21 protein-coding genes, 2 tRNA genes and 1 pseudogene are annotated in these 25,593 nt (G+C 61.7%); 20 read left to right on the top strand and 4 right to left on the bottom strand.

Annotated elements, in window-relative coordinates; genetic code table 11:
- The 17 genes and pseudogenes from DTW89_RS06810 to DTW89_RS06730 all read left to right on the top strand — a co-directional run.
- Nucleotides 1-127 (top strand): annotated as a pseudogene (locus DTW89_RS06810) (hypothetical protein); the annotation flags it as partial.
- 11 nt (nt 128-138) lie between these two features.
- Nucleotides 139-214: transfer RNA gene (locus DTW89_RS06805), tRNA-Trp, on the top strand.
- Nucleotides 215-300: 86 nt separating this feature from the next.
- Nucleotides 301-687 carry a preprotein translocase subunit SecE gene (gene secE / locus DTW89_RS06800; protein WP_111867197.1) on the top strand — a complete coding sequence of 129 codons (387 nt, stop codon included), beginning with the start codon at nt 301-303 and terminating at the stop codon, nt 685-687.
- On the top strand, nt 684-1,277 hold the full coding sequence (gene nusG, locus DTW89_RS06795; protein WP_024813806.1) for a transcription termination/antitermination protein NusG: 594 nt from the start codon (nt 684-686) through the stop codon (nt 1,275-1,277). The genes secE and nusG overlap by 4 nt, the downstream gene beginning before the upstream one ends.
- A gap of 123 nt (nt 1,278-1,400) precedes the next feature.
- Entirely contained in the window at nt 1,401-1,832 is a 432-nt protein-coding gene (gene rplK / locus DTW89_RS06790) for a 50S ribosomal protein L11 (RefSeq protein WP_024813807.1), read from the top strand.
- Nucleotides 1,833-2,528 (top strand): 50S ribosomal protein L1, encoded by a 696-nt coding sequence (gene rplA / locus DTW89_RS06785; RefSeq protein WP_024813808.1) that lies wholly within the window; start codon nt 1,833-1,835, stop codon nt 2,526-2,528. It begins immediately after the preceding gene.
- Between the two features lie 237 nt (nt 2,529-2,765).
- On the top strand, nt 2,766-3,290 hold the full coding sequence (gene rplJ, locus DTW89_RS06780; RefSeq protein WP_114655386.1) for a 50S ribosomal protein L10: 525 nt from the start codon (nt 2,766-2,768) through the stop codon (nt 3,288-3,290).
- Between the two features lie 40 nt (nt 3,291-3,330).
- Nucleotides 3,331-3,705, top strand: coding sequence for a 50S ribosomal protein L7/L12 (gene rplL, locus DTW89_RS06775; RefSeq protein ID WP_024813810.1), 375 nt, complete (start codon nt 3,331-3,333; stop codon nt 3,703-3,705).
- 301 nt (nt 3,706-4,006) lie between these two features.
- Nucleotides 4,007-8,119 carry a DNA-directed RNA polymerase subunit beta gene (gene rpoB / locus DTW89_RS06770; protein ID WP_114655385.1) on the top strand — a complete coding sequence of 1,371 codons (4,113 nt, stop codon included), beginning with the start codon at nt 4,007-4,009 and terminating at the stop codon, nt 8,117-8,119.
- 131 nt (nt 8,120-8,250) lie between these two features.
- Nucleotides 8,251-12,477: a DNA-directed RNA polymerase subunit beta' gene (rpoC, locus tag DTW89_RS06765; protein WP_114655384.1), complete on the top strand. Its 4,227-nt coding sequence runs from the start codon at nt 8,251-8,253 to the stop codon at nt 12,475-12,477.
- A 114-nt stretch (nt 12,478-12,591) separates the two neighbouring features.
- Nucleotides 12,592-13,149, top strand: a complete 558-nt coding sequence (locus DTW89_RS06760) for a LemA family protein (RefSeq protein ID WP_114655383.1) — start codon at nt 12,592-12,594, stop codon at nt 13,147-13,149.
- Nucleotides 13,146-14,588: a 16S rRNA (cytosine(967)-C(5))-methyltransferase RsmB gene (gene rsmB / locus DTW89_RS06755; protein ID WP_114655382.1), complete on the top strand. Its 1,443-nt coding sequence runs from the start codon at nt 13,146-13,148 to the stop codon at nt 14,586-14,588. Before DTW89_RS06760 ends, rsmB begins: the two co-directional genes overlap by 4 nt.
- Before the next feature lie 7 nt (nt 14,589-14,595).
- On the top strand, nt 14,596-15,198 hold the full coding sequence (locus tag DTW89_RS06750) for a DUF4390 domain-containing protein (RefSeq protein WP_442858099.1): 603 nt from the start codon (nt 14,596-14,598) through the stop codon (nt 15,196-15,198).
- Nucleotides 15,195-17,492 carry a sensor histidine kinase gene (locus tag DTW89_RS06745; RefSeq protein ID WP_114655380.1) on the top strand — a complete coding sequence of 766 codons (2,298 nt, stop codon included), beginning with the start codon at nt 15,195-15,197 and terminating at the stop codon, nt 17,490-17,492. The genes DTW89_RS06750 and DTW89_RS06745 overlap by 4 nt, the downstream gene beginning before the upstream one ends.
- A 36-nt stretch (nt 17,493-17,528) precedes the next feature.
- Nucleotides 17,529-18,206 carry a response regulator gene (locus tag DTW89_RS06740; protein WP_024813817.1) on the top strand — a complete coding sequence of 226 codons (678 nt, stop codon included), beginning with the start codon at nt 17,529-17,531 and terminating at the stop codon, nt 18,204-18,206.
- Between the two features lie 54 nt (nt 18,207-18,260).
- Nucleotides 18,261-18,336: transfer RNA gene (locus tag DTW89_RS06735), tRNA-Phe, on the top strand.
- 197 nt (nt 18,337-18,533) lie between these two features.
- The gene (locus DTW89_RS06730) at nt 18,534-19,790 is read left to right on the top strand and encodes an Hsp70 family protein (RefSeq protein WP_114655379.1); all 1,257 of its coding nucleotides are present in this window, start codon (nt 18,534-18,536) and stop codon (nt 19,788-19,790) included.
- A 121-nt stretch (nt 19,791-19,911) separates the two neighbouring features.
- Here the strand turns inward: DTW89_RS06730 and rsmI are convergent, their stop codons facing one another.
- Nucleotides 19,912-20,844, bottom strand: a complete 933-nt coding sequence (rsmI, locus tag DTW89_RS06725) for a 16S rRNA (cytidine(1402)-2'-O)-methyltransferase (RefSeq protein ID WP_201740959.1) — start codon at nt 20,842-20,844, stop codon at nt 19,912-19,914.
- Here rsmI and DTW89_RS06720 point away from each other — a divergent pair.
- From DTW89_RS06720 to DTW89_RS06710, 3 genes are all read left to right on the top strand, one after another.
- Entirely contained in the window at nt 20,844-21,260 is a 417-nt protein-coding gene (locus DTW89_RS06720; protein WP_114655378.1) for a YraN family protein, read from the top strand. The genes rsmI and DTW89_RS06720 overlap by 1 nt on opposite strands.
- Nucleotides 21,261-21,348: 88 nt before the next feature.
- Nucleotides 21,349-21,948, top strand: a complete 600-nt coding sequence (locus DTW89_RS06715) for an SIS domain-containing protein (protein WP_114655377.1) — start codon at nt 21,349-21,351, stop codon at nt 21,946-21,948.
- Nucleotides 21,945-22,604 (top strand): BON domain-containing protein, encoded by a 660-nt coding sequence (locus DTW89_RS06710; RefSeq protein ID WP_114655376.1) that lies wholly within the window; start codon nt 21,945-21,947, stop codon nt 22,602-22,604. Before DTW89_RS06715 ends, DTW89_RS06710 begins: the two co-directional genes overlap by 4 nt.
- 123 nt (nt 22,605-22,727) lie before the next feature.
- Here DTW89_RS06710 and DTW89_RS06705 read toward each other — a convergent pair whose 3' ends face one another.
- The 3 genes from DTW89_RS06705 to DTW89_RS06695 all read right to left on the bottom strand — a co-directional run bounded on the left by DTW89_RS06705 (nt 22,728) and on the right by DTW89_RS06695 (nt 25,558).
- The gene (locus DTW89_RS06705) at nt 22,728-23,642 is read right to left on the bottom strand and encodes an NAD(P)-dependent oxidoreductase (protein ID WP_114655375.1); all 915 of its coding nucleotides are present in this window, start codon (nt 23,640-23,642) and stop codon (nt 22,728-22,730) included.
- A 103-nt stretch (nt 23,643-23,745) separates the two neighbouring features.
- Entirely contained in the window at nt 23,746-24,882 is a 1,137-nt protein-coding gene (locus DTW89_RS06700; protein ID WP_114655374.1) for a PilT/PilU family type 4a pilus ATPase, read from the bottom strand.
- Between the two features lie 40 nt (nt 24,883-24,922).
- Nucleotides 24,923-25,558 (bottom strand): cyclic nucleotide-binding domain-containing protein, encoded by a 636-nt coding sequence (locus DTW89_RS06695; protein ID WP_087743345.1) that lies wholly within the window; start codon nt 25,556-25,558, stop codon nt 24,923-24,925.
- Nucleotides 25,559-25,593: the final 35 nt, after the last annotated feature.

Raw genomic sequence — 25,593 nt, 5'->3', positions numbered from 1 at the left:
TGGCGACAACGTGTCGATCACTGTGAAGCTGATCAACCCCATCGCCATGGAAGAAGGCCTGCGTTTCGCCATCCGTGAAGGCGGCCGCACCGTGGGCGCTGGCGTCGTGGCCAAGATCATTGCTTAAAGCGTGTTCATAGGGGTATAGCTCAATTGGCAGAGCGTCGGTCTCCAAAACCGAAGGTTGTAGGTTCGATTCCTACTGCCCCTGCCACTTGAATGTGGTCAAAAAAGCCCGCCATGAATTGGCGGGCTTCGGCGTCTTAGGCGACGCCAGAAATCGAAGCAGGAATTTTACACATGGCCACTACACAAGTTGAAACCGTCAATACCGGGGCGGACAAGGCCAAGCTCGCTGCGGCCGTGGCTTTGGTCATTGCTTCCGTGGCGGGCTTTTATTTGCTGGGCAAGCAAGGTCCGATCGTGCAATGGGCTGCGTTGCTGGTGGGCCTCGTTGTTGCTGCGGCCGTATTTCTGGTTTCTGAATCAGGGCGGCAGTTTGTCGCCTTCGCTCGTGATGCTTGGCGTGAAGTCAAAAAGGTGGTGTGGCCTACGCGCAAAGAAACCGTTCAGATGACGGCTTATGTGTTTGCATTTGTCGTGATCATGGCGCTGTTCTTGTGGTTGACCGACAAGACCCTTGAGTGGGTGTTTTACGACCTGATTCTGGGCTGGAGAAAATCATGACAAGCGTTGTGGAGTTGGCTGGGGCAGATGCCCCTGGTGGGGCTGCATCCTCCAATCCTGATTTGCGCTGGTACATTGTCCACGCTTATTCTGGTATGGAAAAAGCAGTTGAGCGCAACATCCTCGAGCGCATTGCCCGCTCCGGAATGCAGGATAAGTTTGGTCGCATTTTGGTGCCCACCGAAGAGGTGGTCGAGATGAAGAACGGCCAGCGCAAAACAACGGAGCGTCGGCTTTTCCCTGGTTATGTGTTCGTCGAGATGGTCATGGATGATGACACTTGGCACTTGGTCAAGCACACCAACAAGGTCACTGGATTTGTCGGTGGCGCGAAGAATCGCCCCGCTCCCATCTCTGAAGAAGAGGTGCAGAAAATCGTCAGCCAGATGCAGGAAGGCACTGACAAGCCCCGGCACAAGGTCGAGTTCATGGCGGGTGAGTTGGTTCGGGTCAAGGAGGGCCCTTTCACGGATTTCAATGGATCGGTGGAAGAGGTGAATTACGAGAAGAGCCGAGTGCGCGTTTCCGTGATGATTTTCGGTCGCTCCACGCCGGTGGAGTTAGAGTTTTCGCAGGTCGAAAAAACCTGATTTGTTGAATTTTTGGGCATCACACTTTTCGACTCGGTGTGAATGCAATTTGTGAGTCGTTAGCCCCGGGGAGCCTATTCTTGCGTCAGCAAGTTCGGCGTTATTACCCGCAAGGAGAAAACCATGGCGAAAAAAATCGTCGGTTTTATCAAGCTGCAAGTACCAGCTGGTAAGGCCAATCCATCCCCACCCATTGGCCCTGCGCTCGGTCAGCGCGGCCTCAACATCATGGAGTTCTGCAAGGCATTCAATGCGCAGACCCAAGGTGTCGAGCCCGGCCTGCCGCTGCCGGTGGTCATTACGGCCTTTGCTGACAAGAGCTTCACCTTCATCATCAAGACGCCGCCTGCGACGGTTTTGATCAAGAAGGCCATCAAGCTGGAAAAAGGTTCACCAAACGCCCTGAGCACCAAGGTCGGCAAGATCACTCGCGCACAGCTCGAGGAAATCGCCAAGACCAAGTTCAAAGACATGAATGCCGCCAATGTGGACGCTGCTGTCCGCACATTGGCTGGCTCTGCACGCTCCATGGGCGTGACGGTGGAGGGTTTGTAAATGGCCAAGCTGACAAAAAAACAAAAAGCCCAGCAGGGTAAAGTGGACAGCACCAAGCTGTACGCATTCGCTGAAGCCATCGTGATCGTCAAGGATGCGGCGACCGCCAAGTTCGACGAGTCTATTGATGTGGCAGTGCAGTTGGGTATCGACGCCAAGAAGTCCGACCAGGTTGTGCGTGGCGCCGTGGTGCTGCCCAACGGCACTGGCAAGACCACCCGCGTGGCGGTGTTTGCGCAAGGTGCCAAGGCTGATGAAGCCAAGGCCGCTGGTGCTGACATCGTAGGCATGGACGACCTGGCCGCCATGGTGAAGGCTGGCGACATGCCTTTCGATGTGGTGATTGCTGCTCCGGACGCTATGCGCGTTGTGGGTACCTTGGGTCAGATTCTGGGTCCACGTGGCCTGATGCCAAACCCCAAGGTCGGAACTGTGACCCCTGACGTCGCCACGGCTGTGAAGAACGCCAAGGCTGGTCAGGTGCAATTCCGTGTTGACAAGGCTGGTATCGTGCACAGCACGATCGGTCGCCGTTCGTTCGACAACGACAAACTGCAAGGCAATCTGGCAGCTCTGATCGACGCGCTGTCCAAGGCCAAGCCCGCAACCAGCAAGGGCGTGTACCTGCGCAAGGTGGCAGTGTCCTCCACGATGGGACTTGGCGTCCGCGTGGATACACAGACCATCGCAGCGTAATCGCAAAAAATCTTCGGGCCGGCCCTCGGGTGGGCCTGATGTGGTGGGCTGGGGCTGCTTCGGGAGCCGCAGGCCATCCAAGACCGTTGGTGCGCGACGTTGTCGCGCTTAAAGCCAGACAAGGCGCCAACGCAGATGGCGATCCCGCTGCAGATGGAAATTTTCCTAAACAGTTGGTCGCTGCAACAAGAGCGCGCACGAGGCATTCTGCCGAGTGCGCATTTTAAGGAGTAGACCTTGAGTCTTAATCGCAGTGAGAAAGAAGCGGTCATCAGTGAAGTGACCAGCCTCGCCGCTAAAGCTCAAACGCTTGTGATCTCGGAATACCGTGGCATCACGGTCGCCGACATGACCAAACTGCGTGCCGATGCTCGCAGCAAAGGTGTCAGCTTGAGTGTTTTGAAGAACACTTTGGCTCGCCGTGCTGTAGCTGGAACCGGGTTTGACGTGGTGGCTGACCAGATGACTGGTCCGTTGATCTATGGCTTCTCTGAAGACGCAGTGGCCGCTGCCAAGGTGGTGGCCGACTTCGCAAAAACCAACGACAAGTTGGTGATTCGCGCAGGCGCTTTCGGGGGTAAGGCTTTGGACGTTAATGGCGTCAAACAACTGGCCAACATTCCTTCCAAGGAAGTGTTGCTGGCACAGGTGTGTGGCTTGCTCATGTCCCCCATGTCGCGTACGGCCGTTGTGCTGGGCGCGCTGGCGGCAAAGAAAAGCGAAGGCGCTGCCGAGCAGGCAGCCGAACCTGTCGCGGCTTAAGCGCCCGACAGTTAACCAACAAATTTGTTAGGAAATCAAAATGGCATTCGACAAAGACGCATTTTTGACCGCGCTGGACAGCATGACGGTTCTGGAACTCAATGAGCTGGTAAAAGCCATTGAAGAGAAGTTTGGTGTGAGCGCTGCCGCTATGGCCGCTCCTGCTGCTGGTGGCGGCGGCGCTGCTGCTGCTGCCGAAGAGCAGACCGAATTCAACGTTGTGCTGCTCGAAGCTGGCGCCAACAAGGTGTCCGTCATCAAGGCAGTTCGCGAAATCACCGGCCTGGGCCTCAAGGAAGCCAAGGACTTGGTGGATGGCGCTCCGAAGAACGTCAAGGAAGCTATTGCCAAGGCTGATGCCGAAGCAGCAGTCAAGAAGCTGGTGGAAGCTGGCGCCAAGGCTGAACTGAAGTAATTCAGTCTCCTTCAAGGGCTGGAGTGCTCCTATCGGGCCTCCAGCCTTTGGTGCTTTCAGAGTGCACCCGAAAACCAGATTGAACGGTTTCCCGAAGACACAAGGTCGACGGAAAACGAGCAGCAGATTTTCGAGTGTCTTCTGACAACCCCGACAGCAGAAGACGCCTTGGTTCGGGTGATGTGCAACGCATCACCGTCCGCCATGGTTGGTAGTGGCCAACCGCCAAGCCCGTAAGGACGTATCTCCTTGCGGGTCAGTCGTCGAAGACCCAGGACTCATGTCTTTGCCCGGAGATCTCATGGCCTATTCCTACACCGAACGCAAGCGAATTCGCAAAAGTTTCGGCACCCGCGATAGCGTGCTCGAAGTTCCTTATCTGCTGCAGATGCAGAAGGACGCATACACCGCTTTCCTGCAGGCTGATAAAGCACCCCAGAAAAGAACCATCGAAGGCCTTCAGGCTGCATTCGACGCTGCCTTTCCTATCGTCTCCCACAACGGTTTTGTGGAGATGAAGTTCATCGAGTACAACCTTGCCAAACCCGCATTCGATGTGCGTGAATGCCAGACACGCGGTCTGACTTTTGCGTCCGCTGTCCGGGCCAAGGTTCAGTTGATCATTTATGACCGCGAGTCCTCAACCTCGCAGTCCAAGGTGGTCAAGGAAGTGAAGGAGCAAGAGGTGTACATGGGCGAAGTGCCGCTCATGACCGAAAAAGGCTCGTTCATCATCAATGGCACCGAGCGCGTGATCGTCTCGCAGCTGCACCGTTCGCCCGGTGTGTTCTTCGAGCACGACAAGGGCAAGACCCACAGTTCGGGCAAGTTGCTGTTTTCGGCGCGCATCATTCCGTACCGCGGATCGTGGCTCGATTTCGAGTTCGATCCCAAGGACATCTTGTATTTCCGGGTTGACCGTCGTCGCAAGATGCCGGTCACCATCCTGCTGAAGGCCATCGGCCTGAACCCCGAATCGATCCTGGCGAACTTCTTCGTCAACGACAACTTCCGCCTGATGGACAGCGGCGCACAAATGGAGTTTGTGTCCGAGCGTCTGCGTGGCGAAGTGGCCCGTTTTGACATTACCGACAAATCCGGCAAAGTGGTCGTGGCCAAGGACAAGCGTGTCACCGCACGCCACACGCGCGAACTCGAGCAGTCGGGCACCACGCACATCAGCGTGCCGGAAGACTTCCTGATCGGCCGCGTCGTGGCCCGCAACATCGTGGATGCGGACACTGGCGAAATCATTGCCAAGGCGAATGAAGAGTTGACCGAAGCACTGCTCAAAAAGCTGCGCAGCTCGGGTGTACAGGATGTCCAATGCATCTACACCAATGAACTAGATCAGGGTGCGTACATGTCGCAGACCCTGCGCATCGACGAGACGGTGGACGAATTCGCTGCCCGCGTGGCCATCTACCGCATGATGCGTCCTGGCGAGCCGCCTACGGAAGACGCTGTACAGGCCCTGTTCCAGCGCCTGTTCTACAACCCCGACACTTACGACCTGTCGCGCGTGGGCCGCATGAAGTTCAACGCCAAGATCGGTCGCGGCGAGTCCACCGGTCCCATGGTGCTGTCCAACGAGGACATCCTGGCCGTGGTCAAGATCCTGGTGGATCTGCGCAATGGCAATGGCGAAGTCGATGACATTGATCACCTGGGCAACCGCCGCGTGCGTTGCGTGGGTGAACTGGCCGAAAACCAGTACCGCACCGGTTTGGCTCGTATTGAAAAGGCTGTGAAAGAACGTCTGGGCCAGGCAGAGCAAGAGCCGCTCATGCCTCACGATCTGATCAACAGCAAGCCCATCTCGGCCGCACTGAAGGAGTTCTTCGGTGCCTCGCAGCTGTCGCAGTTCATGGACCAGACCAACCCGTTGGCTGAAATCACGCACAAGCGCCGCGTGTCTGCCCTGGGCCCAGGTGGTCTGACGCGGGAACGTGCAGGCTTTGAAGTGCGTGACGTGCACGTGACCCACTACGGACGCGTGTGCCCTATCGAAACGCCAGAAGGTCCAAACATTGGTCTGATCAACTCGCTGGCACTGTATGCGCGTCTGAACGAATACGGTTTCATTGAAACCCCGTATCGCCGCGTGGTGGATGGCAAGGTCACCAACGACATCGATTACCTCTCGGCCATCGAAGAAGGCAAGTACGTGATCGCGCAGGCCAATGCCGTGCTCGACAAGGACGGCCGTCTGACGGGTGAGCTGGTGTCTGCTCGCGAAAAGGGTGAATCCATTTTGTGTGGTGCCGACCGCGTGCAATACATGGACGTGTCGCCTGCGCAGATCGTGTCGGTTGCTGCCTCGCTGGTTCCGTTCCTGGAGCACGACGATGCAAACCGCGCACTGATGGGCGCCAACATGTCCCGCCAGGCTGTACCTGTGCTGCGCCCTGAAAAGCCGCTGGTTGGCACGGGCATCGAGCGCGTGGCTGCTGTCGATTCTGGCACTGTGGTCACCGCAACCCGTGGCGGCATCGTGGATTACGTCGATGCGACGCGTATCGTGGTTCGTGTCAATGACGCAGAAGCACTGGCGGGTGAAGTCGGTGTGGACATATACAACCTCATCAAGTACCAGCGTTCCAACCAGAACACCAACATTCACCAGCGTCCCATCGTCAAGAAGGGCGACAAGCTGGTCAAGGGCGACGTGATTGCCGACGGCGCATCGACGGACTTTGGCGAAATCGCCATTGGCCAGAACATGCTGATCGCGTTCATGCCCTGGAACGGCTACAACTTTGAAGATTCGATCCTGATCTCCGAACGCGTGGTCTCCGAAGACCGCTACACCTCGATCCACATCGAGGAGCTGGTGGTCATGGCGCGCGACACCAAGCTGGGCGCCGAAGAAATCACGCGCGATATCCCGAACCTGAGCGAACAGCAACTGAACCGTTTGGACGAGTCCGGCATCATCTACGTGGGTGCCGAAGTGCAGCCCGGCGATACGCTGGTGGGCAAGGTCACGCCCAAGGGCGAGACCACGCTCACGCCTGAAGAGAAGCTGCTGCGCGCGATCTTCGGCGAGAAGGCCTCCGACGTGAAGGACACCTCGCTGCGCGTGGACCAGGGCTCGCAAGGCACCGTGATCGACGTGCAGGTGTTTACCCGCGAAGGCATTCAGCGCGACAAGCGCGCCCAGCAGATCATCGACGATGAGCTCAAGCGCTTCCGCCTTGACCTGAATGACCAGCTGCGTATCGTGGAGGCCGACGCCTTTGATCGTATCGAAAAGCTGCTGAATGGCCGTGTTGCCAACGGCGGCCCGCAGAAGCTGGCCAAGGGTACGAAGATCGACAAGGCCTATCTGGCCTCGGTCGAGAAGTTCCACTGGTTCGACATTCGCCCTGCAGAAGACGAAGTTGCCACGCAGCTCGAATCCATCAAGAATTCGCTGGAGCAGACGCGCCACAGCTTCGACTTGGCTTTTGAAGAAAAGCGCAAGAAGCTCACGCAAGGTGATGAGCTACCCGCTGGCGTGCTCAAGATGGTCAAGGTGTACCTGGCCGTCAAGCGCCGCCTGCAGCCTGGTGACAAGATGGCAGGCCGCCACGGTAACAAGGGTGTGGTGTCCAAGATCGTTCCCGTCGAAGACATGCCTTACATGGCCGACGGCACCCCTGCCGACATCGTTCTGAACCCGCTGGGCGTGCCATCGCGGATGAACATTGGTCAGGTGCTGGAAGTTCACCTGGGCTGGGCCGGCAAGGGCATTGGCCAGCGCATCGGCAACATGCTGCAGGAGCAGGCCAAGGCCGCTGAAGTGCGCAAGTTCCTCGAAGAGGTGTACAACTCGCGCGGCCGCACGGAAGACCTCTCGCTGCTCAGCGATGACGACGTGATGGCCATGGCGGCCAACCTGACCAACGGTGTGCCCTATGCGACGCCCGTGTTCGATGGTGCTTCGGAAGAAGAAATCAAGGACATGCTCAAGATCGCCTACCCGGACGATATCGCCGAGCGCAAGGGCCTCACGCCCACCCGCACGCAGGCTTACCTGTTTGACGGCCGCACGGGCGAGCGCTTTGAGCGCCCGACCACCATTGGCTACATGCACTACCTGAAGCTGCACCACCTGGTGGACGACAAGATGCACGCGCGCTCCACCGGTCCTTACTCGCTCGTCACGCAGCAACCGCTGGGCGGCAAGGCCCAGTTCGGCGGCCAGCGTTTCGGTGAAATGGAAGTGTGGGCGCTGGAAGCTTACGGCGCCGCCTACGTGCTGCAGGAAATGCTGACCGTGAAGTCCGACGACGTGGTGGGCCGTACCAAGGTGTACGAATCCATCGTCAAGGGCGAACACGCCATCGAAGCCGGCATGCCGGAATCGTTCAATGTGCTGGTCAAGGAAATTCGTTCCCTGGGCCTGGACATCGAACTCGAACGCTCCTGAACAGGATCGGGATTATTAAAAAAGTGAGCTGCTGGCGCTGATTGATAGAGGCTTTGCATGTGTTTTTGCATGCAAAGCACCATGTATCAAGCGCTGGCAGCTATGATTTTTGACGAAAAGGAAAGAGTCACATGAAATCGCTACTCGACCTGTTCAAGCAATTTACGCCGGATGAGCACTTTGATGCCATCCGCATCGGCATGGCCTCGCCCGAGAAGATCCGTTCGTGGTCCTTCGGTGAAGTGAAGAAGCCTGAAACCATCAACTACCGCACGTTCAAGCCCGAACGCGACGGTCTGTTCTGCGCCAAGATTTTTGGTCCCATCAAGGACTACGAATGCCTGTGCGGCAAGTACAAGCGCCTGAAGCACCGCGGCGTGATCTGCGAGAAGTGCGGCGTTGAAGTCACGCAGACCAAGGTGCGCCGCGAGCGCATGGGCCACATCGATCTGGCCGCGCCTTGCGCTCACATCTGGTTCCTGAAGTCGCTGCCTTCGCGTCTGGGCCTGGTGCTCGACATGACGCTGCGCGACATCGAACGCGTGCTGTACTTTGAAGCCTACGTGGTGACCGACCCCGGCATGACCCCGCTGAAGAAGTTCAGCATCATGAGCGAGGACGACTACGACGCCAAGCGCAAGGAATACGGCGACGAGTTCATCGCCAAGATGGGCGCTGAAGGTATCAAGGACCTGCTGGAATCCATCGACATCGACATGTCGATCGAACGCCTGCGCGGCGACCTGACCGGCTCTGAAGTCAAGGTCAAGAAGAACGCCAAGCGCCTGAAGGTGCTCGAGGCATTCAAGAAGTCCGGCATCAAGCCCGAGTGGATGGTGCTCGAAGTGCTGCCCGTGCTGCCACCGGACCTGCGTCCGCTGGTGCCGCTGGATGGCGGCCGCTTCGCGACCTCTGACCTGAACGACTTGTACCGCCGCGTCATCAACCGCAACTCGCGTCTGCGCCGCCTGCTGGAGCTGAAGGCCCCTGAAATCATCGCCCGCAACGAAAAGCGGATGCTGCAAGAGGCTGTCGACTCGTTGTTGGACAACGGCCGCCGTGGCAAGGCCATGACGGGTGCCAACAAGCGTGCCCTGAAGTCCCTGGCCGACATGATCAAGGGCAAGTCGGGTCGTTTCCGCCAGAACTTGCTGGGCAAGCGCGTGGACTACTCCGGCCGTTCCGTGATTACCGTGGGCCCAACGCTCAAGCTGCACCAGTGCGGTCTGCCCAAGCTGATGGCGCTGGAGCTGTTCAAGCCTTTCATCTTCTCGCGCCTCGAAGCCATGGGCATCGCGACGACGATCAAGGCCGCCAAGAAGGAAGTCGAATCCGGCACACCCGTGGTGTGGGACATCCTGGAAGAGGTCATCAAGGAACACCCCGTGATGCTCAACCGTGCGCCTACGCTGCACCGTTTGGGCATCCAGGCCTTTGAGCCCATCCTGATCGAAGGCAAGGCCATCCAGCTGCACCCCCTCGTTTGCGCGGCCTTCAACGCCGACTTCGACGGTGACCAGATGGCTGTTCACGTGCCGCTGTCGGTGGAAGCGCAGATGGAAGCCCGCACGCTGATGCTGGCCTCCAACAACGTGCTGTTCCCCGCGTCGGGCGAGCCTTCCATCGTTCCCTCGCAGGACGTGGTGCTGGGCCTGTACTACGCCACCCGCGACCGTATCAACGGCAAGGGCGAAGGCCTTGTGTTTGCCGACACCGGTGAAGTGCAGCGTGCTCTGGATGCAGGCCAGGTCGAACTGGCTGCCCGGATCACCGTGCGTATGACCGAGTGGAGCAAGAACAAGGAAACCGGCGAATTCGAACCCGCGACCTCGCTGGTGGAAACCACCGTGGGCCGCGCACTGCTGTCGGAGATCCTTCCCAAGGGCCTGCCGTTCTCCAACATGAACAAGGCGCTCAAGAAGAAGGAGATTTCCAAGCTCATCAACGTGTCCTTCCGCAAGTGCGGTCTGAAGGAAACGGTGGTGTTCGCCGACAAGCTGCTGCAAAACGGTTTCCGTCTGGCCACCCGCGCCGGTATTTCGATTGCCATCGACGACATGCTGGTGCCGCCCCAGAAAGCCGGCATCATCGAGCGCTCCGAGAAGGAAGTGAAAGAGATCGAGCAGCAATACGTGTCCGGTCTGGTCACCGCTGGTGAGCGCTACAACAAGGTGGTGGACATCTGGGGCAAGGCCGGTGACGAAGTTTCCAAGGTGATGATGGCCCGGCTCTCCAAGGAGCAGGTCATTGACCGCCATGGAAACGAAGTCTCTCAGGAGTCCTTCAACTCCATCTACATGATGGCCGACTCCGGCGCTCGCGGTTCTGCTGCCCAGATCCGTCAAGTGGCCGGTATGCGGGGTCTGATGGCCAAGCCAGACGGCTCGATCATCGAAACGCCCATTACCGCGAACTTCCGCGAAGGTCTGAACGTGCTGGAGTACTTTATCTCCACCCACGGTGCCCGTAAGGGTCTGGCCGATACGGCGCTGAAGACGGCCAACTCGGGTTATCTGACCCGTCGTCTGGTGGACGTGACGCAGGATCTGGTCGTGACCGAAGAAGATTGCGGCACGGCCAACGGTTCGCTGATGCGCGCCATTGTCGAGGGCGGTGAAGTGATCGAATCGCTGCGCGACCGCATCCTGGGCCGCACGGCGGCGGAAGACGTGTTGCACCCCGAAAACCGTTCGGTGCTGGTCCAGGCGGGCGTCATGCTCGACGAAGACATCATCGAAGGGCTCGAAATCGCCGGTGTGGACGAGGTGAAGGTGCGCACGGCACTGACCTGCGAAACCCGCTACGGCCTGTGCGCCAAGTGCTATGGCCGCGACCTGGGCCGTGGCGGCCTGATCAACCTCGGCGAAGCCGTGGGTGTGATCGCTGCCCAGTCCATCGGCGAACCCGGCACCCAGCTGACCATGCGTACGTTCCACATTGGTGGTGCCGCTTCGCGTGCCGCCATCGCGTCGAGCGTGGAAGCCAAGTCCAACGGCGTGATCGGCTTCAACGCCACGATGCGCTATGTGAGCAACACCAAGGGCGAGTTGGTGGTGATTGCACGTTCGGGTGAGATCATCATCCAGGACGAGCATGGCCGCGAGCGTGAGCGCCACAAGGTGCCTTACGGCGCCACGTTGACGGTGAAGGCCGACCAGACCATCAAGGCTGGCACCATCCTGGCCAACTGGGATCCGCTGACGCGACCCATCATCACCGAGTTCGCGGGCACCGCGAAATTCGAGAATGTCGAAGAAGGCCTGACGGTGGCCAAGCAGGTCGACGAAGTGACCGGTCTGTCCACGTTGGTGGTGATTGATCCTAAGCGCCGTGGCGCCGCCAAGGTGGTGCGCCCGCAGGTGAAGCTGATCGATGCCCAGGGCAACGAGGTGAAGATCCCCGGCACCGACCACTCGGTGACCATCGGCTTCCAGGTGGGCGCTCTGATCCAGGTGCGCGACGGCCAGGACGTGGGCCCCGGCGAAGTGCTGGCGCGTATTCCGGTCGAAGGCCAGAAGACCCGCGACATTACCGGCGGTCTGCCCCGCGTGGCCGAGCTGTTCGAGGCCCGTACGCCCAAGGACAAGGGCACGCTGGCAGAGATGACCGGTACCGTGTCGTTCGGCAAGGAAACCAAGGGCAAGGTTCGCCTGCAGATCACCGATCCTGAAGGCCATGTGTTCGAAGAACTCGTGCCCAAGGAAAAGAACATCCTGGTGCACGAAGGCCAGGTGGTGAACAAGGGCGAATCGATTGTGGACGGCCCGGCCGACCCGCAGGACATCCTGCGTTTGCTGGGTATCGAAGAGCTGTCACGCTACATCGTCGATGAAGTGCAGGACGTGTACCGCTTGCAGGGCGTGAAGATCAACGACAAGCACATCGAGGTGATCGTTCGCCAGATGCTGCGCCGCGTCGTGGTCGAGAACGTTGGTGAGTCGAACTACATCGGTGGTGAACAGGTCGAGCGCTCCGAGATCCTCAACACCAACGATGCACTGCAGGCAGCGGGCAAGATCCCCGCTACCTACAGCAATCTGCTTTTGGGTATCACGAAGGCATCGCTGTCTACCGACTCGTTCATCTCGGCCGCTTCCTTCCAGGAAACGACCCGCGTGCTCACCGAGGCTGCCATCATGGGCAAGCGCGACGAGCTGCGTGGCCTGAAGGAAAACGTGATCGTGGGTCGCCTGATTCCGGCAGGCACGGGCATGGCCTATCACCAGGCCCGCAAGGCCAAGGACGCCATGGACGACGCCGAGCGCCGCGCCATTGCCGAAGCGGAAGCCGCTGAAATGGAGGCCTCTGCCGAAGCCTCCGTGACGGAAGGTGCTGCTCCTGACGCGGCTGCCGACTAAGCCCCCGGGCCGTCACTGATGCGCTCCCGCCCTGTCGCCCGACAGGCCGGGAGCGTTTTTTCTGGAATCCTCACGGACCGGGCCGCATGGCGCATGCGGTGTCGGTGTTAGCGCATGTGGTCATCGCCGCTCATCTGGATCGTCATTGCCATCGCTCTTTTCTGGGCCGTAGGCGCCTACAACCGCCTGGTGCGGTTGCGCTCCGCCGTGGTTCAGGCATTCGGAAGTCTGGATGCCCACCTGGTTCGATGGCTGGCCATGCTGGGCGAATTTGACGCTGCGCAAGTTACCGCCGGTACCCTGGATCGCCATGCGCGCAGCCTTCTGCAAGGTGCGACCACGCAATTGACGGCTTGCCTGGCGGTGGCGCGGGCTCGCCCGTTAAAGGCGGATGCGGTGGCGGCACTGTCGGCCGCGTGTGCTGTCGTCGACACGGTGTGGCCGACACTCCTGCCGGACACAGATGCGGATGACAACCACCGCAGGATGGCGCCCTGGCGCGCGCGGTGGGACGAGTTGCGCACCCATAACGAACAGGCCGCACGGATCTTCAATGATGCGGTGACCCACTACAACGCCGGGATCGCACAGTTTCCTGCGATGCTGCTGGCCTGGATTTTTGGTTTCACCCCAGCGCGTGTGCTGTCCATCGCACGAGAAGGCAATTCATGACACGAGCCGGTTCACATCAACAGCCTCGCCATGGGGCCCCTGCGGGAGCACCCGGTATCCGCGCTTCTTCACATGCAGAGTTGGGAGCAGACCCCCGCCCAGCGGTGGGGATTGCGCTTTGGCAGCAACTAGCGGGTGTCGCGTCGGCGCTGCAGGCCATCCGGGCCGGGCAATCGGGCACGGCGGCATTGGCCGCCGTGGATTCGGGCTTGCGGCCCGGAGTGCAGGCGCTGCTGTTTCAGGTGTTGCGCTCACTGGGGCGTGCAGAGGCGCTTCGGCGCAAGCTGGTGTCCCGTGCACCGCCACCCGCCGCCGATGCCCTGTTGTGCGCAGCGCTGGCGCTGTCGTGGCAACCCGAAGTGGCGCCATACGAGCCCTTCACCCTGGTCAACCAGGCGGTAGAGGCTGCCAAACGCGGCGTTGCCACGCGCGCCCAGGCGTCGTTCGTCAATGCGTGCCTGCGCCGTTTTCTGCGAGAGCGCGATGCCTTGGTTGCTGCAACGGATGCCGACCCCGTGGCGCGCTGGAATCACCCGCTGTGGTGGGTAAAAAAGTTGCAAAAGGACCACCCGACGCACTGGGAACAAATCCTGCAGGCCAACAATGCCCATGCACCCATGATTTTGCGTGTTAATGCATCAAAAGGCACTGTAGCCCAATACCAGCAAGCGCTAGCTGCTATGAATGTTGATTCATCTTCGGTGGGTGAGCACGGCTTGATCCTGCAGCAGCCCCTGCCGGTGACCGAGCTGCCGGGATTCGCCCAGGGGATGGTTTCGGTGCAGGATGCTGCGGCGCAACTGGCCGCGCCACTGTTGCTGCAGGGGCTGGATCTCACGCAGCCCTTGCGGGTGCTGGATGCCTGCGCCGCACCAGGAGGCAAGACGGCACACCTGCTGGAATACGCGGGCCCGTCCAGCGCCATGCAGGTGACCGCACTGGAGGTGGACTCGGTGCGCAGCGCCCGCATTCATGAAACCCTGCATCGAATCGGTCTGCACGCGCAAGTGCTAGTGGCTGATGCAGCGCGGCCGCAAGACTGGTGGCAGCAGCACTGTGCAGGTGTGCCGTTTGATGCGATCTTGCTGGATGCACCCTGCACCGCCTCGGGCATCGTTCGCCGCCACCCCGATGTGCGCTGGTTGCGCCGCGAAACCGACATTGCGCAGCTGGCGGTCCAGCAAGCGCGCCTGCTTAGGGCATTGTGGCCGTTGGTGCGGCCGGGCGGGCGGCTGCTGTATTGCACCTGTTCGGTGTTCCGCGCAGAAGGCGATGCGCAGGTACAAACGTTTCTTGCGCACCACACCGATGCCCGGTTGTTGCCCTCGCCGGGGCATTTACTCCCAGGCAATGACACCAATCACCGAGCTGTCCCGGACAATGCAGCGAGTGAGCACGACGGATTTTTTTACGCACTGTTGCAAAAAGCCCCTGGGTGAGCGCCGCATGGCTCGCTGGGTCTTGTTGTGGGCGATGGCGTGGCTGTGGTTGCTGGCCTGGCCAGTGAATGTGCAGGCGCAGTCTCCGGCGAACGAGGTGGTGGACCTCGGCCTGGAGCAGGCCGATGATGGCCTGTACCTGAATGCGGCCTTGCAGCTTGCACTGCCCGCGCTGGCCGAAGATGCGCTGTACAAGGGCATTCCCGTGTTTTTTGTGGCGGAAGCCCAGGTGCTGCGTGAGCGCTGGTACTGGTCAGACCGCCAAGTGGCCGCAGCCACGCGCCACATGCGGTTGAGCTACCAGCCCCTGACACGGCGCTGGCGTCTGAGCACATCGCCCGTTCCGTTTTCCAACACCGGGCTGGGCGTGGTGCTGGGGCAGAACTTTGACGACTTGCGCGATGCATTGTCTTCCATGCAGCGCATTTCGCGCTGGAAGATTGCGGATGGAGAAGCAATCGATGCCGATGTTGTGCATACGGTGAATTTCCGGTTCCGGCTGGACCTGTCGCAGTTGCCCCGTCCTTTGCAGATAGGCGCTGTGGGCAGCGCGGGCTGGAGTCTCATGGTCACCCGCAACCAGCGGCTGGTGCCCGAGGTGGTGCGGTGATCAGGCAGCCACCCCGCAAACCTGTCGGCGAGCCAGGATCGGCCCAGGCCCTGGCCCGGCAATCGCGTGCGGTGCGCTGGACCGTGGGCGTGGGGGCCGCCATCATGTCGGCCATCGGAATGGTGCTGCTTTTCATGCTCACCCTGGCCACCAACAACCGGGCACTTTACGAGCGCAACTATGCGTGGCTGCTCGGGGTCAATGTGCTGGTGGCCGTGTTGCTGCTGGCGGTGCTGCTGTGGGTAGGCGTGCGCCTGGTTGTGCGGCTGCGGCGTGGGCGCTTTGGCAGCCGTCTCCTGGTCAAGCTGGCCGCCATTTTTGCGCTGGTTGGCCTGCTGCCCGGGCTGCTGATCTATGTGGTGTCGTACCAGTTTGTCACGCGGTCCATTGAAAGCTGGTTCGATGTCAAGGTGGAGGGGGCGCTGGTGGCCGGTGTGAATCTGGCGCGGGTGTCCCTTGATTCCATGGCCGAAGACATGGCCACCCAGGCGCGGACCGCCAGTGTGCAGCTGGCCCAGGTGCCCGACGCTGCCGCCGGACTGGTGCTGGAGCGCATCCGCGAGCAGCTTTCCGCCAGCGATGTGATCTTGTGGAATGCGGCAGGCAACGCCGTTGCCAGTGCCGGCCAGTCGCGCTTCAGCCTGAGCCCGGAGCGCCCGGGCACGGCCCAGTTGCGCATGGTGCGCCAGCAACGCACCCTGACCCAGATCGAAGGCCTGGACGACCTCACCGACACGGTCGCTACGCAGCATGCCCGGGTGAAGGTTTTTGCACTGGTCGCCAGTCCTCGGGTGGGGCTGCTGCTGGAGCCCCGGTTTTTGCAGGTCACGATGCCATTGCCCCCGGCCTTGGTGGCCAACGCACTGGCGGTGCAGGAGGCCAATCGTGAATACCAGGAGCGTGCCCTGGCCAGAGAGGGCCTGCGCCGCATGTATGTGGGCACGTTGACGCTGGGCCTGTTTCTGGCGGTGTTTGGTGCGGTGTTGCTGGCGGTGTTGCTGGGCAATCAGCTGGTGCGGCCACTGCTGGTGCTCGCCGAGGGTGTGCGGGAGGTGGCCGCCGGCAACCTGAGCCCCAAGGCCGCATTGCAGGGCAAGGATGAGCTCGACGGATTGACCCGTTCCTTTGCCACCATGACGCAGCAGATTGCAGACGCGCGGGGTGCGGTGGAGCAGAGCATGGGCGCGGTGGACGCGGCGCGCGCCAAGCTGCAGACCATTCTGGACAACCTCACCGCAGGCGTGATGGTGCTGGATCCGCAGAGCCTCATCCTGTCCTTCAACCCGGGCGCCACGCGCATTTTGCGTGTGCCCATGGCGGCCTATGCGGGCCAGCCACTGGCGGCGGTGCCGGGTCTGGCCGATTTTGCGGCCGCGGTGCAGAAGCAGTTTGACGAGTTTCTGGGGGATCGCCACCACCACGGGCTGGACCATTGGCAACAGCCCTTTGAGCTGCATGGCTCACCCAGCGGGGCCGGGCACCATGCGACAAGCCTCGTGGTGCGGGGCGCAGAGCTCCCGGATGCGACGCGTCTGTTGGTTTTTGACGACATTTCTGAAATTGTTTCAGCCCAGCGGGCCCAGGCCTGGGGAGAGGTGGCGCGGCGCCTGGCCCATGAAATCAAGAACCCCCTCACGCCCGTGCAACTGTCCGCCGAGCGCCTTGAAATGAAGCTCACGGGCAAGCTGCCTGCCCCCGAGCAGGCCATCCTCACCAAGTCGGTCAAAACCATCGTCGAGCAGGTGGACGCGATGAAGCGGCTCGTCAACGAGTTTCGTGACTACGCACGCTTGCCCGCTGCCGAACTGCAGGCGCTGGACCTGAACACGCTGGTGACAGATGTGCTGTATCTGTATGGCGCGGAAAACGCCACCGTGCCCGTGGAATCCGAGCTGGACGCGCGGTGCCCGCCAATTGCAGGCGATGCCCAGCAATTGCGCCAGGTCGTGCACAACCTGCTGCAAAACGCCCAGGACGCCACCGAACAGGCGCGTGGGGAGGGGCCCGCATTGCCGCCCGTGCGCATCACGACACGCTGGAGCGAATCGACGCGCCGCGTCCGCCTCACCGTGAGTGACAGTGGGCCGGGCTTTCCCGCGCACATCCTCCAGCGCGCGTTTGAACCGTATGTCACCACCAAACCCCGCGGTACCGGATTGGGTCTGGCCGTAGTGAAAAAGATCGCCGATGAGCATGGTGCGCGCATCGAGTTGTCGAATCGGCTTGACGACGGCGTGGTGCGGGGGGCGCAAGTGTCGTTATCATTCGCCACTTACCCATCGGTGGCGTCATAACAACACCCACTGCAGCATCCAAGGCGTTTCATACACATGGCAAACATTCTGGTGGTTGATGACGAACTCGGCATTCGTGACCTCTTGTCGGAAATTCTGAACGACGAGGGCCACAGTGTCGACCTCGCGGAGAACGCGACGCAGGCGCGCGCGGCGCGTGCCGCCGGGATGTATGACCTGGTGTTGCTGGACATCTGGATGCCAGACACAGACGGCGTATCGCTGCTCAAGGAATGGGCCTCAGCCGGCGTGCTCACCATGCCCGTCATCATGATGAGCGGCCACGCCACGATAGACACCGCCGTCGAAGCCACCCGGATTGGCGCATTCTCGTTTCTTGAAAAACCCATCACCCTGCAAAAACTGCTCAAGGCTGTGGAACAGGGACTGGCACGTACTGCCGTGCAACAAGCCCCCGTGGTCGCCCACCAGCCCACCGCTGCAGGGCCTGTGGATGGCGGCTTCGTGCCCGCACCGATCATCACCACCGCCATGGTGGGCGAGGTCGGCCCTCACGCGCACCAAGGGTTCGATCTGGATCGCCCCTTGCGTGAAGCCCGCGACGGCTTTGAAAAAGCCTACTTTGAATTCCATCTCGCGCGTGAAGGCGGCTCGATGACCCGCGTTGCAGAAAAAACCGGGCTGGAACGCACCCACCTGTACCGCAAGCTGCGCCAACTGGGCGTGGACCTTGGCCGCGGAAAACGCAATTAATCTTGGGGTTGCTGTTTTTATCGCGTCAATTTCTGGTTTATAATTTGAGGCTTAGGCCCGGTAGCTCAGTCGGTAGAGCAGAGGATTGAAAATCCTTGTGTCGGTGGTTCGATTCCGCCCCAGGCCACCAAACCTAAAAGCCCTTGATTTGTAAAAGTCAGGGGCTTTTTCCATTGGCTTTTCCTCACTGCAGGCCTTGGGGTGCGGCTCATTTCCGCGCCTTTCTGCATCGCCCTGGCCCCTGGGCGGCAATGTCACCCGTTGGCACAAGTCCGCATCTTTTGGAGCCGCGCCTGGTTTCGGGCATTTCTCTCCATATTTTTCACGATGGCATTTTTGACGGACACAACCCTGGGCATTGACTTTGGCACTTCCAACTCGGCGGTGGCGGTGCGCCAGGGGAATTCACCTGCGCGCATGTTGCGCTTGGAGGGCGAGAACAACACCTTGCCGACAGCGCTGTTCTTCAATGCCGAAGACCATCGCACGCACTACGGGCGCGATGCCGTTGCGCAGTATCTGTCGGGCACCGAAGGGCGCCTGATGCGCTCGCTCAAAAGCCTGCTGGGCAGTTCGCTGCTGCAAGACAAGACGGCGGTGCACAACGCGCTGGTGAGCTACCAGGACATCATCAGCCTGTTCTTGCGCATGTTGGCCCAAACGGCGCGCGAAACGCTGGGCGGTATGCCGGGCCGGGTGCTGCTGGGGCGCCCCGTGCATTTTGTGGATGGCGATACCGTGCGCGACCAGCAGGCCGAAGATGCCTTGCGGCAGGCGGCGCTGGACGCTGGGTTTGTAAACATTTCGTTCCAGCTGGAGCCCATTGCCGCAGCGCTGGACTACGAACAGCGCATCGAGCACGAATCGCTGGTGCTGGTGGTGGACATTGGCGGCGGCACGTCCGATTTCACGGTGGTGCGCCTGGGGCCCGACCGCAGGGCCCGCACCGACCGCGTCAGCGACATTCTGGCCACCACTGGCGTGCATGTCGGGGGTACCGATTTCGACCGGCGCCTTAGCCTGGCGCTGCTCATGCCATTGCTGGGCTTGGGTCACACCGGGCACTCGGGCCGCGAGGTGCCCAGCCGGGTATTTTTTGACCTTGCGACCTGGCACCTGATTCAGTGGCTGTATGCACCGCGCGCGCTGCGCGATGCACAGGCCCTGCGGCCCGACTATGCGCAGCCGGTGCTGCACGACCGCCTGATGGCGGTGCTCAATCAGCGCCTGGGGCACCGCCTTGCCAACACGGTGGAGCAGGCCAAGATTGCGGCTTCCGTGGATGCGGTGGATACCCCGATGGTGCTGGACTGGGTTGAGCCGGGGCTGGGGGCACTCATCACTTCTGAAGGCCTGGCCCGCCACCTTGCCGCGCCTTTGCAGCAGGTGGTGGCCTGCGCCACCGAATGCGTGCAACTGGCCGGGCTGGTGCCTCAGGATTTGCAGGCCATCTACCTCACTGGTGGATCATCGGCACTGCGCCCGCTGCGTGACGCGCTGCGTATGGCGTTCCCTGATACCCCGCAGGTGGAGGGCGATCTGTTTGGGGGAGTCGCGGCGGGGCTGGCGGTGGCAGCGCCCTGACCACAGGCGGTTTTGCAGACCCATCAGGGGGATGCAGGGTGGTTGAACGCTATTAATACAATAGCTGTGCGCGCTTATCTATAAAGGGCTAGGGGCAATTTGATGTAAAAACAGGCGCAGGCTACGCATTCCCGGCTTCCGGGGCGCTGCGCTTCCATTCCAGTGCGGTGTCATACAGGCTGTTGCGGGATGCTCCCGTTACTTCGGCCGCCAGGCGCACGGCCGTCTTCAGGGGTAGCTCCTGCAGCAACAGGCGCAGCACGCGCAGGCTGTCGCCTTCGTCTGCGGCAGGAGCCGTGGGGTGCAGCAGCACCACAAATTCACCGCGGGACCGCTGGGGTGAGCCTTGCAGCCAGGCCGTCAACTCGCGGGCTGGGTGGGTGGCGATTTCTTCGAATTGCTTGGTGAGTTCGCGTGCCAGCGTCACTGGGCGATCGCCCAGCACCGCCAGCGCCTGGGCCAGCTCGTCAATGCGGTGGGGGGCCTCCAGCAGCACAACGCAGCGGGGCTCGCTGGCGAGTTGCTGCACGGCAGTGGCCCGCTCAGCGTTCTTCACCGGCAAAAAACCCGCAAATAGAAAGCCACTGCTTTGCGTGCTGTGCGCCACGGCGCCCGCCACGCTCAGGGCCGTGGTGATGCTGCTGGCACCGGGCAGCGGCAGGGCGCGCAGGCCAGCCGAGTGCACTGCAGCCACCAGGCGCGCGCCGGGGTCGCTGACCCCGGGCGTGCCCGCATCACTGACATAGGCCACGCGCAGGCCCTGCTGCAGCCGCTGCACCACTGCCAGCGCGGCTTCGGCCTCGTTGTGCTGGTGCACAGCCAGCAGTTGCGCGCTGGTTTTGTCGATGCCATAGGCGCGCAGCAGCGCCTGGGTGTGGCGCGTGTCCTCGCAGGCAATGGCGTCGGCCAGCTGCAGCACATGCAGCGCGCGCAGGGTGATGTCGGCCAGGTTGCCGATGGGCGTGGCCACGACATACAGCGCACCCTGCGGATAATGCTGTGCAGCCGCCGCATCGCGTGCGGCGTTCAAGGCAGTTGCGAAAGATGCGCTCAATGAATTTCCTTGGAAAAAAGCCAGCCCATACCCGCCCGCCTGCGCCTGACGCCGCAGGCAGCACCACCACGCGGCAGCGGGGCAATGCGGCCGAAGACCAGGCGTTGGCCTTTTTGCAGGCTGCGGGCCTGAAGTTGCTGGAGCGCAATTATCGGACGCCCGGGCGCGGTGGGGGCGAGATTGATCTGGTGATGCGCGATCGTGACGGCACGCTGGTGTTTGTTGAGGTGCGCAGCCGTGCCAGCAATGCCTTCGGAGGTGCGGGTGCCAGCATTGGCGCCATCAAGCAGCGGCGCATCGTGTTTGCGGCGCGCCATTACCTGCTGCGTATGTCGGTGCCGCCGCCGTGCCGCTTCGACGTGGTGCTGGTGCAGGATTCGGTGCAATGGCTCAAGGCTGCCTTCGACGCCCAATAAGCGCAGCGCCCAAAAGGCCTGCACACCACGCTGGTGACTACGGTTTGCTACAAAACCTATAACAACCCGCGGGTATCATCGGGCCTCCATGCTAGAGCAACGCATTCAACAGCACTTTATCGACAGCGCCGACCTGAAATACCAGGCCGCGCAAGCCCTCAGCGCGCCCATCGCCGCTGCCGTGCAGGCCATACTGGCCTGCGTAACCAGCGGCGGCAAGGTGCTGGCCTGTGGCAATGGCCCTTCGGCCGCCGAGGCGCTGCAGTTTGCGGCCTTCTGCGTGGCGGGATTCGAGCGAGACCGGCCCGAGCTGGCCGCGCTGGCGCTGACCTCTGACAGCACCCTGCTCACGGGGGCCGGCGGCGGCAGCGACGTGGCCCAGCAGTTTGCCCGCCAGGTGCGCGCGCTCGGCCAGGCGGGCGATGTCTTGCTGGCACTGTCTGTCACCGGCAACGATGCCAACCTGATCGCCGCCACCGAGGCAGCGCACGAGCGCGACATGACGGTGGTGATCCTCAGCGGCCGCACCGGCGGCCAGCTGGCCACCATGGTGCGCGAGACCGATGTGCTGATCAGCGTGCCGCACGACCGCGCCGCGCGGGTGCGCGAGGTCCATGCGTTGGTGTTGCACTGCCTGTGCGACGGCGTGGATGCCCAATTACTTGGAGAACAGGAAATACCGCTATGAAGCTGACCATGAACCGTACCGCCTGCACCCTGCTGGCTGCCGCTGCGCTGGTTGCAGGCCTGTCCGCCTGCGCTCCTCTGGTGGTTGGCGGGGCGGTGATGGGCGGCATGATGGCCGCAGACCGCCGCACCACCGGCACCCAGGTGGAAGACGAAGGGATCGAATTGCGCGCGGTCAACCGCATCCGGGAAACGCTGGGTGATCGTGCCCATGTCAACGTCACCAGCTTCAACCGCCAGGTCTTGCTGACCGGCGAGGTGCCCACGGCGCAGGACCGTGCCACCGTCGACCAGATCGTGGCGGGGGTGAACAATGTGCGCTCGGTGGTGAACGATCTGGCCGTGATGCCCAACACCTCGCTGGGCCAGCGCTCGAATGATGTTCTGATCACCGGCAAGGTGCGGGCGAGTTTCGTGGACGCCAAGGACGTTTTTGCCAGCGCCTACAAGGTGGTGACCGAACGCAACGTGGTCTACCTGATGGGACTGGTAACCCCCCGAGAGGCCACGCGTGCCACTGAAATCGCGCGCGGCGTGGGGGGCGTGAGCAAGGTGGTGCGGGTGTTCGAGATGATCACCGAAGACGACCTGCGCCGCGCCAGCACGCAGCCGCCCCCGACCGTGACCACTGACAGCCCATCGTCGCAGGGCAACTGATGCCTGTTTGACGGCCGGGTTCTGAATCGCAGTCCGGCGATTACGGCGCGGCTTTGCGCAGCTTTCTGGCCGATCGCAGACTTGCAGGGGGCTGCAAGGCGCCTGTGCCGCCCGCATCCGGCGTCAGGTTAGGCGCTTGATCAGGCTGGACGTGTCCCAGCGGTTGCCGCCCATCTTCTGCACATCGGCATAAAACTGGTCCACCAGTGCGGTCACCGGCACGCGCGAGCCGTTGCGCCGGGCTTCGTCCAGCACCAGGCTCAGGTCCTTGCGCATCCAGTCCACGGCAAAGCCGAAGTCGAACTTGCCGTCCACCATGGTCTTGCCGCGGTTGTCCATCTGCCAGCTTTGCGCCGCGCCTTTGCCAATCACGTCCAGCACCTGCTTCATGTCCAGCCCGGCATTCTGGCCAAAGGCCACCGCTTCGGACAGGCCTTGCACCAGGCCCGCGATGCAGATTTGGTTGACCATCTTGGCCAGTTGCCCCGAGCCGCTGGTACCCAGCAGCGTGAACGCCCGTGAGAACGCCATGGCCACGGGCTGGGCGGCGTCAAACGCGGCCTGGTCCCCGCCGCACATCACTGTGAGCATGCCGTTTTGTGCCCCGGCCTGGCCGCCGGACACAGGCGCATCGACAAACTGCAGCCCCAGTGCGCGCGCGGCGGCATACAGCTCCCGCGCCACTTCGGCCGATGCTGTGGTGTGGTCCACAAAGATCGCGCCCGGCCGCATGCCGGCAAACGCGCCGTCGGCGCCGAGCGTCACCGAGCGCAGGTCATCGTCGTTGCCCACGCAGCAGAACACCATGTCCGCACCCGCCGCTGCCTCGCGTGGCGTTGCGGCATGTTTTGGGGCTTTGGCGCTTGCGTACTCTGCGCACCATGCTATTGATTTTGTAGTAGTGCGGTTGTACACCGTGACCTCATGGCCCGCCAGCGCGAGGTGGCCGGCCATGGGGTAGCCCATCACGCCCAAGCCCAGAAAGGCGACCTTGCGCGAAAGGGGTGTGTCGTAGCTGCGAGGGTTGGTGCTTGGCATGGGAGTGAAGGAAAAAAGTGGGTAGAGGAAAAAGAAAGCCCGCCCAACGGGGCGGGCTTTCAGCGGTCATGAAAAGCAAATCAATGCAGGTGGCGGACCTCGGCTAGACAATCGCGAAATGCTCGGTACCCGAGGCCAGGTCGGGCGACTTGGCGCGCTGGCTGTTGAGCTTGATCTGCAGGCGCAGGTCGTTGAGCGAGTCGGCGTTGCGCAGCGCATCTTCGTAGCTAATCACATTGGCCTCGTAGGCATCGAACAGCGCCTGGTCGAAGGTCTGCATGCCCAGGTTGCGGCTCTTTTTCATGACCTCCTTGATCTCGGCGACTTCGCCCTTGAAGATCAGGTCGGCAATCAGCGGGGTGTTGAGCATGACCTCCACCGCCGCAGCCCGACCCTTGCCATCCTGCTTGGGGATGAGGCGCTGCGAAACCATGGCGCGCAGATTCAGCGACAGGTCCATCAGCAGCTGGGCGCGGCGCTCTTCGGGGAAGAAGTTGATGATCCGGTCCAGCGCCTGGTTGGCACTGTTGGCGTGCAGCGTGGCCAGGCACAAGTGGCCGGTTTCGGAGAAAGCCACGGCATGTTCCATGGTCTCGCGGTCGCGGATTTCGCCCATCAGGATCACGTCGGGCGCCTGGCGCAGCGTGTTCTTCAGCGCCGCTTCCCAGCTGTCGGTGTCCAGCCCCACTTCACGCTGCGTCACTACACAATTCTTGTGCGCATGCACAAATTCGATGGGGTCTTCCACTGTGATGATGTGGCCGAACGAGTTTTCGTTGCGCCAGTCCACCATGGCCGCGAGCGTGGTGGACTTGCCCGAGCCCGTGGCGCCCACCAGGATGCACAGGCCGCGCTTGGTCATCGTCACTTCCTTGAGGACCTGCGGCACGCCCAGACCGTCAATGGTGGGCAACGTGAGCGGAATCGTGCGCAGCACCATGCCGACCTTGCCCTGCTGGATGAATGCGTTCACGCGAAAGCGCCCGATGCCGGCCGGTGAGATGGCGAAGTTGCATTCCTTGGTGCGCTCGAAGTCTGCCACCTGCTTGTCGCTCATGATGGAGCGGGCCAGCGTCAGGGTGTGGTTGGGCGTGAGCGGCTGGGGCGATACCTTGGTCACCTTGCCATCGACCTTGATGGCGGGCGGAAACTCTGCCGTGATGAACAAGTCGCTGCCATTGCGGCTCACCATCAGCTTGAGCAGATCGTTGATGAATTTACTGGCCTGATCGCGTTCCATCAGAGATCCTTCCGTGGGGCTTTGTCTGCAGGACGGGTGTTCATTTCTGGTGGTCGCTCAGCCGGGCGCTCACGGCCCGCAGGCGCAGCGACAGCTTGCGCGCCAGCAGCGCCACCAGGCTGGCTGCCAATTGGGGGTCTTCGGCCATCATCTGGTCCAGGGCTTCCGCGCTCAACACAGCGATCTCGCAGTCGGTGAGGGTGGTGCACGCCGAAAAGCGGATGCCGCTGTCGAGCAGCGACATTTCGCCCAGAATGTCGCCGGGCCGGGTCTCGGCCAGGCGCAGTTGCTCGCCCCAGGGCTGAAGGCGGTCCACGGCGATGGTGCCGGTGAGCAGCACCACCATGAAGTTGCCGTATTCGTCCTGCCGGATCACGTCGCGGTTGGCTGCAACGGCGGTAAATTCAAAAAAGCGCTCCATGCGCTCCACGGCATCCTTGTCCAGGTGGGCCATGTATTTGTCCTTGGACCACAACGCCTGCAGCAGCTTGCCACCGCGGCTGGGGGGCAGGCGTTTGGCGGCCACTTCCACGGCACGAGCCTCCCAGGGCACGAGCATGGATGGATCCACGCCCTGGCCGGCAAAGGCGGTGGAGAACAGCACGGAGTCGGTGTGCTCCTCCAGCGGCTTGGTGCCGCGGGTGTTGCGGCGCAGAAGGCTGAGAATGCCTTTCATAACTTGCTCCAATGTGCGGCGTCTGCTGCCGCTCT

Source organism: Acidovorax sp. BoFeN1 (assembly GCF_003345135.1).
GTDB lineage: Bacteria > Pseudomonadota > Gammaproteobacteria > Burkholderiales > Burkholderiaceae_C > Acidovorax > Acidovorax defluvii.
Note: the sequence above shows the minus strand (reverse complement) of the source record. Positions and strands in the feature narration are given on the sequence as shown.

What these genes read in the sequence shown, in the direction of transcription:
- rpoC (WP_114655384.1), top strand. Translation starts at nt 8,251, where the DNA reads ATGAAATCGCTACTCGACCTGTTCAAGCAATTTACGCCGGATGAGCAC.
- DTW89_RS06730 (WP_114655379.1), top strand. Translation starts at nt 18,534, where the DNA reads ATGGCATTTTTGACGGACACAACCCTGGGCATTGACTTTGGCACTTCC.
- DTW89_RS06705 (WP_114655375.1), bottom strand. Translation starts at nt 23,642, where the DNA reads ATGCCAAGCACCAACCCTCGCAGCTACGACACACCCCTTTCGCGCAAG.
- DTW89_RS06700 (WP_114655374.1), bottom strand. Translation starts at nt 24,882, where the DNA reads ATGGAACGCGATCAGGCCAGTAAATTCATCAACGATCTGCTCAAGCTG.
- DTW89_RS06715 (WP_114655377.1), top strand. Translation starts at nt 21,349, where the DNA reads ATGCTAGAGCAACGCATTCAACAGCACTTTATCGACAGCGCCGACCTG.
- secE (WP_111867197.1), top strand. Translation starts at nt 301, where the DNA reads ATGGCCACTACACAAGTTGAAACCGTCAATACCGGGGCGGACAAGGCC.
- rplL (WP_024813810.1), top strand. Translation starts at nt 3,331, where the DNA reads ATGGCATTCGACAAAGACGCATTTTTGACCGCGCTGGACAGCATGACG.
- rplA (WP_024813808.1), top strand. Translation starts at nt 1,833, where the DNA reads ATGGCCAAGCTGACAAAAAAACAAAAAGCCCAGCAGGGTAAAGTGGAC.
- DTW89_RS06760 (WP_114655383.1), top strand. Translation starts at nt 12,592, where the DNA reads ATGTGGTCATCGCCGCTCATCTGGATCGTCATTGCCATCGCTCTTTTC.
- rsmB (WP_114655382.1), top strand. Translation starts at nt 13,146, where the DNA reads ATGACACGAGCCGGTTCACATCAACAGCCTCGCCATGGGGCCCCTGCG.
- DTW89_RS06740 (WP_024813817.1), top strand. Translation starts at nt 17,529, where the DNA reads ATGGCAAACATTCTGGTGGTTGATGACGAACTCGGCATTCGTGACCTC.
- rpoB (WP_114655385.1), top strand. Translation starts at nt 4,007, where the DNA reads ATGGCCTATTCCTACACCGAACGCAAGCGAATTCGCAAAAGTTTCGGC.
- nusG (WP_024813806.1), top strand. Translation starts at nt 684, where the DNA reads ATGACAAGCGTTGTGGAGTTGGCTGGGGCAGATGCCCCTGGTGGGGCT.
- DTW89_RS06720 (WP_114655378.1), top strand. Translation starts at nt 20,844, where the DNA reads ATGAATTTCCTTGGAAAAAAGCCAGCCCATACCCGCCCGCCTGCGCCT.
- DTW89_RS06750 (WP_442858099.1), top strand. Translation starts at nt 14,596, where the DNA reads ATGGCTCGCTGGGTCTTGTTGTGGGCGATGGCGTGGCTGTGGTTGCTG.
- DTW89_RS06695 (WP_087743345.1), bottom strand. Translation starts at nt 25,558, where the DNA reads ATGAAAGGCATTCTCAGCCTTCTGCGCCGCAACACCCGCGGCACCAAG.
- DTW89_RS06710 (WP_114655376.1), top strand. Translation starts at nt 21,945, where the DNA reads ATGAAGCTGACCATGAACCGTACCGCCTGCACCCTGCTGGCTGCCGCT.
- rplK (WP_024813807.1), top strand. Translation starts at nt 1,401, where the DNA reads ATGGCGAAAAAAATCGTCGGTTTTATCAAGCTGCAAGTACCAGCTGGT.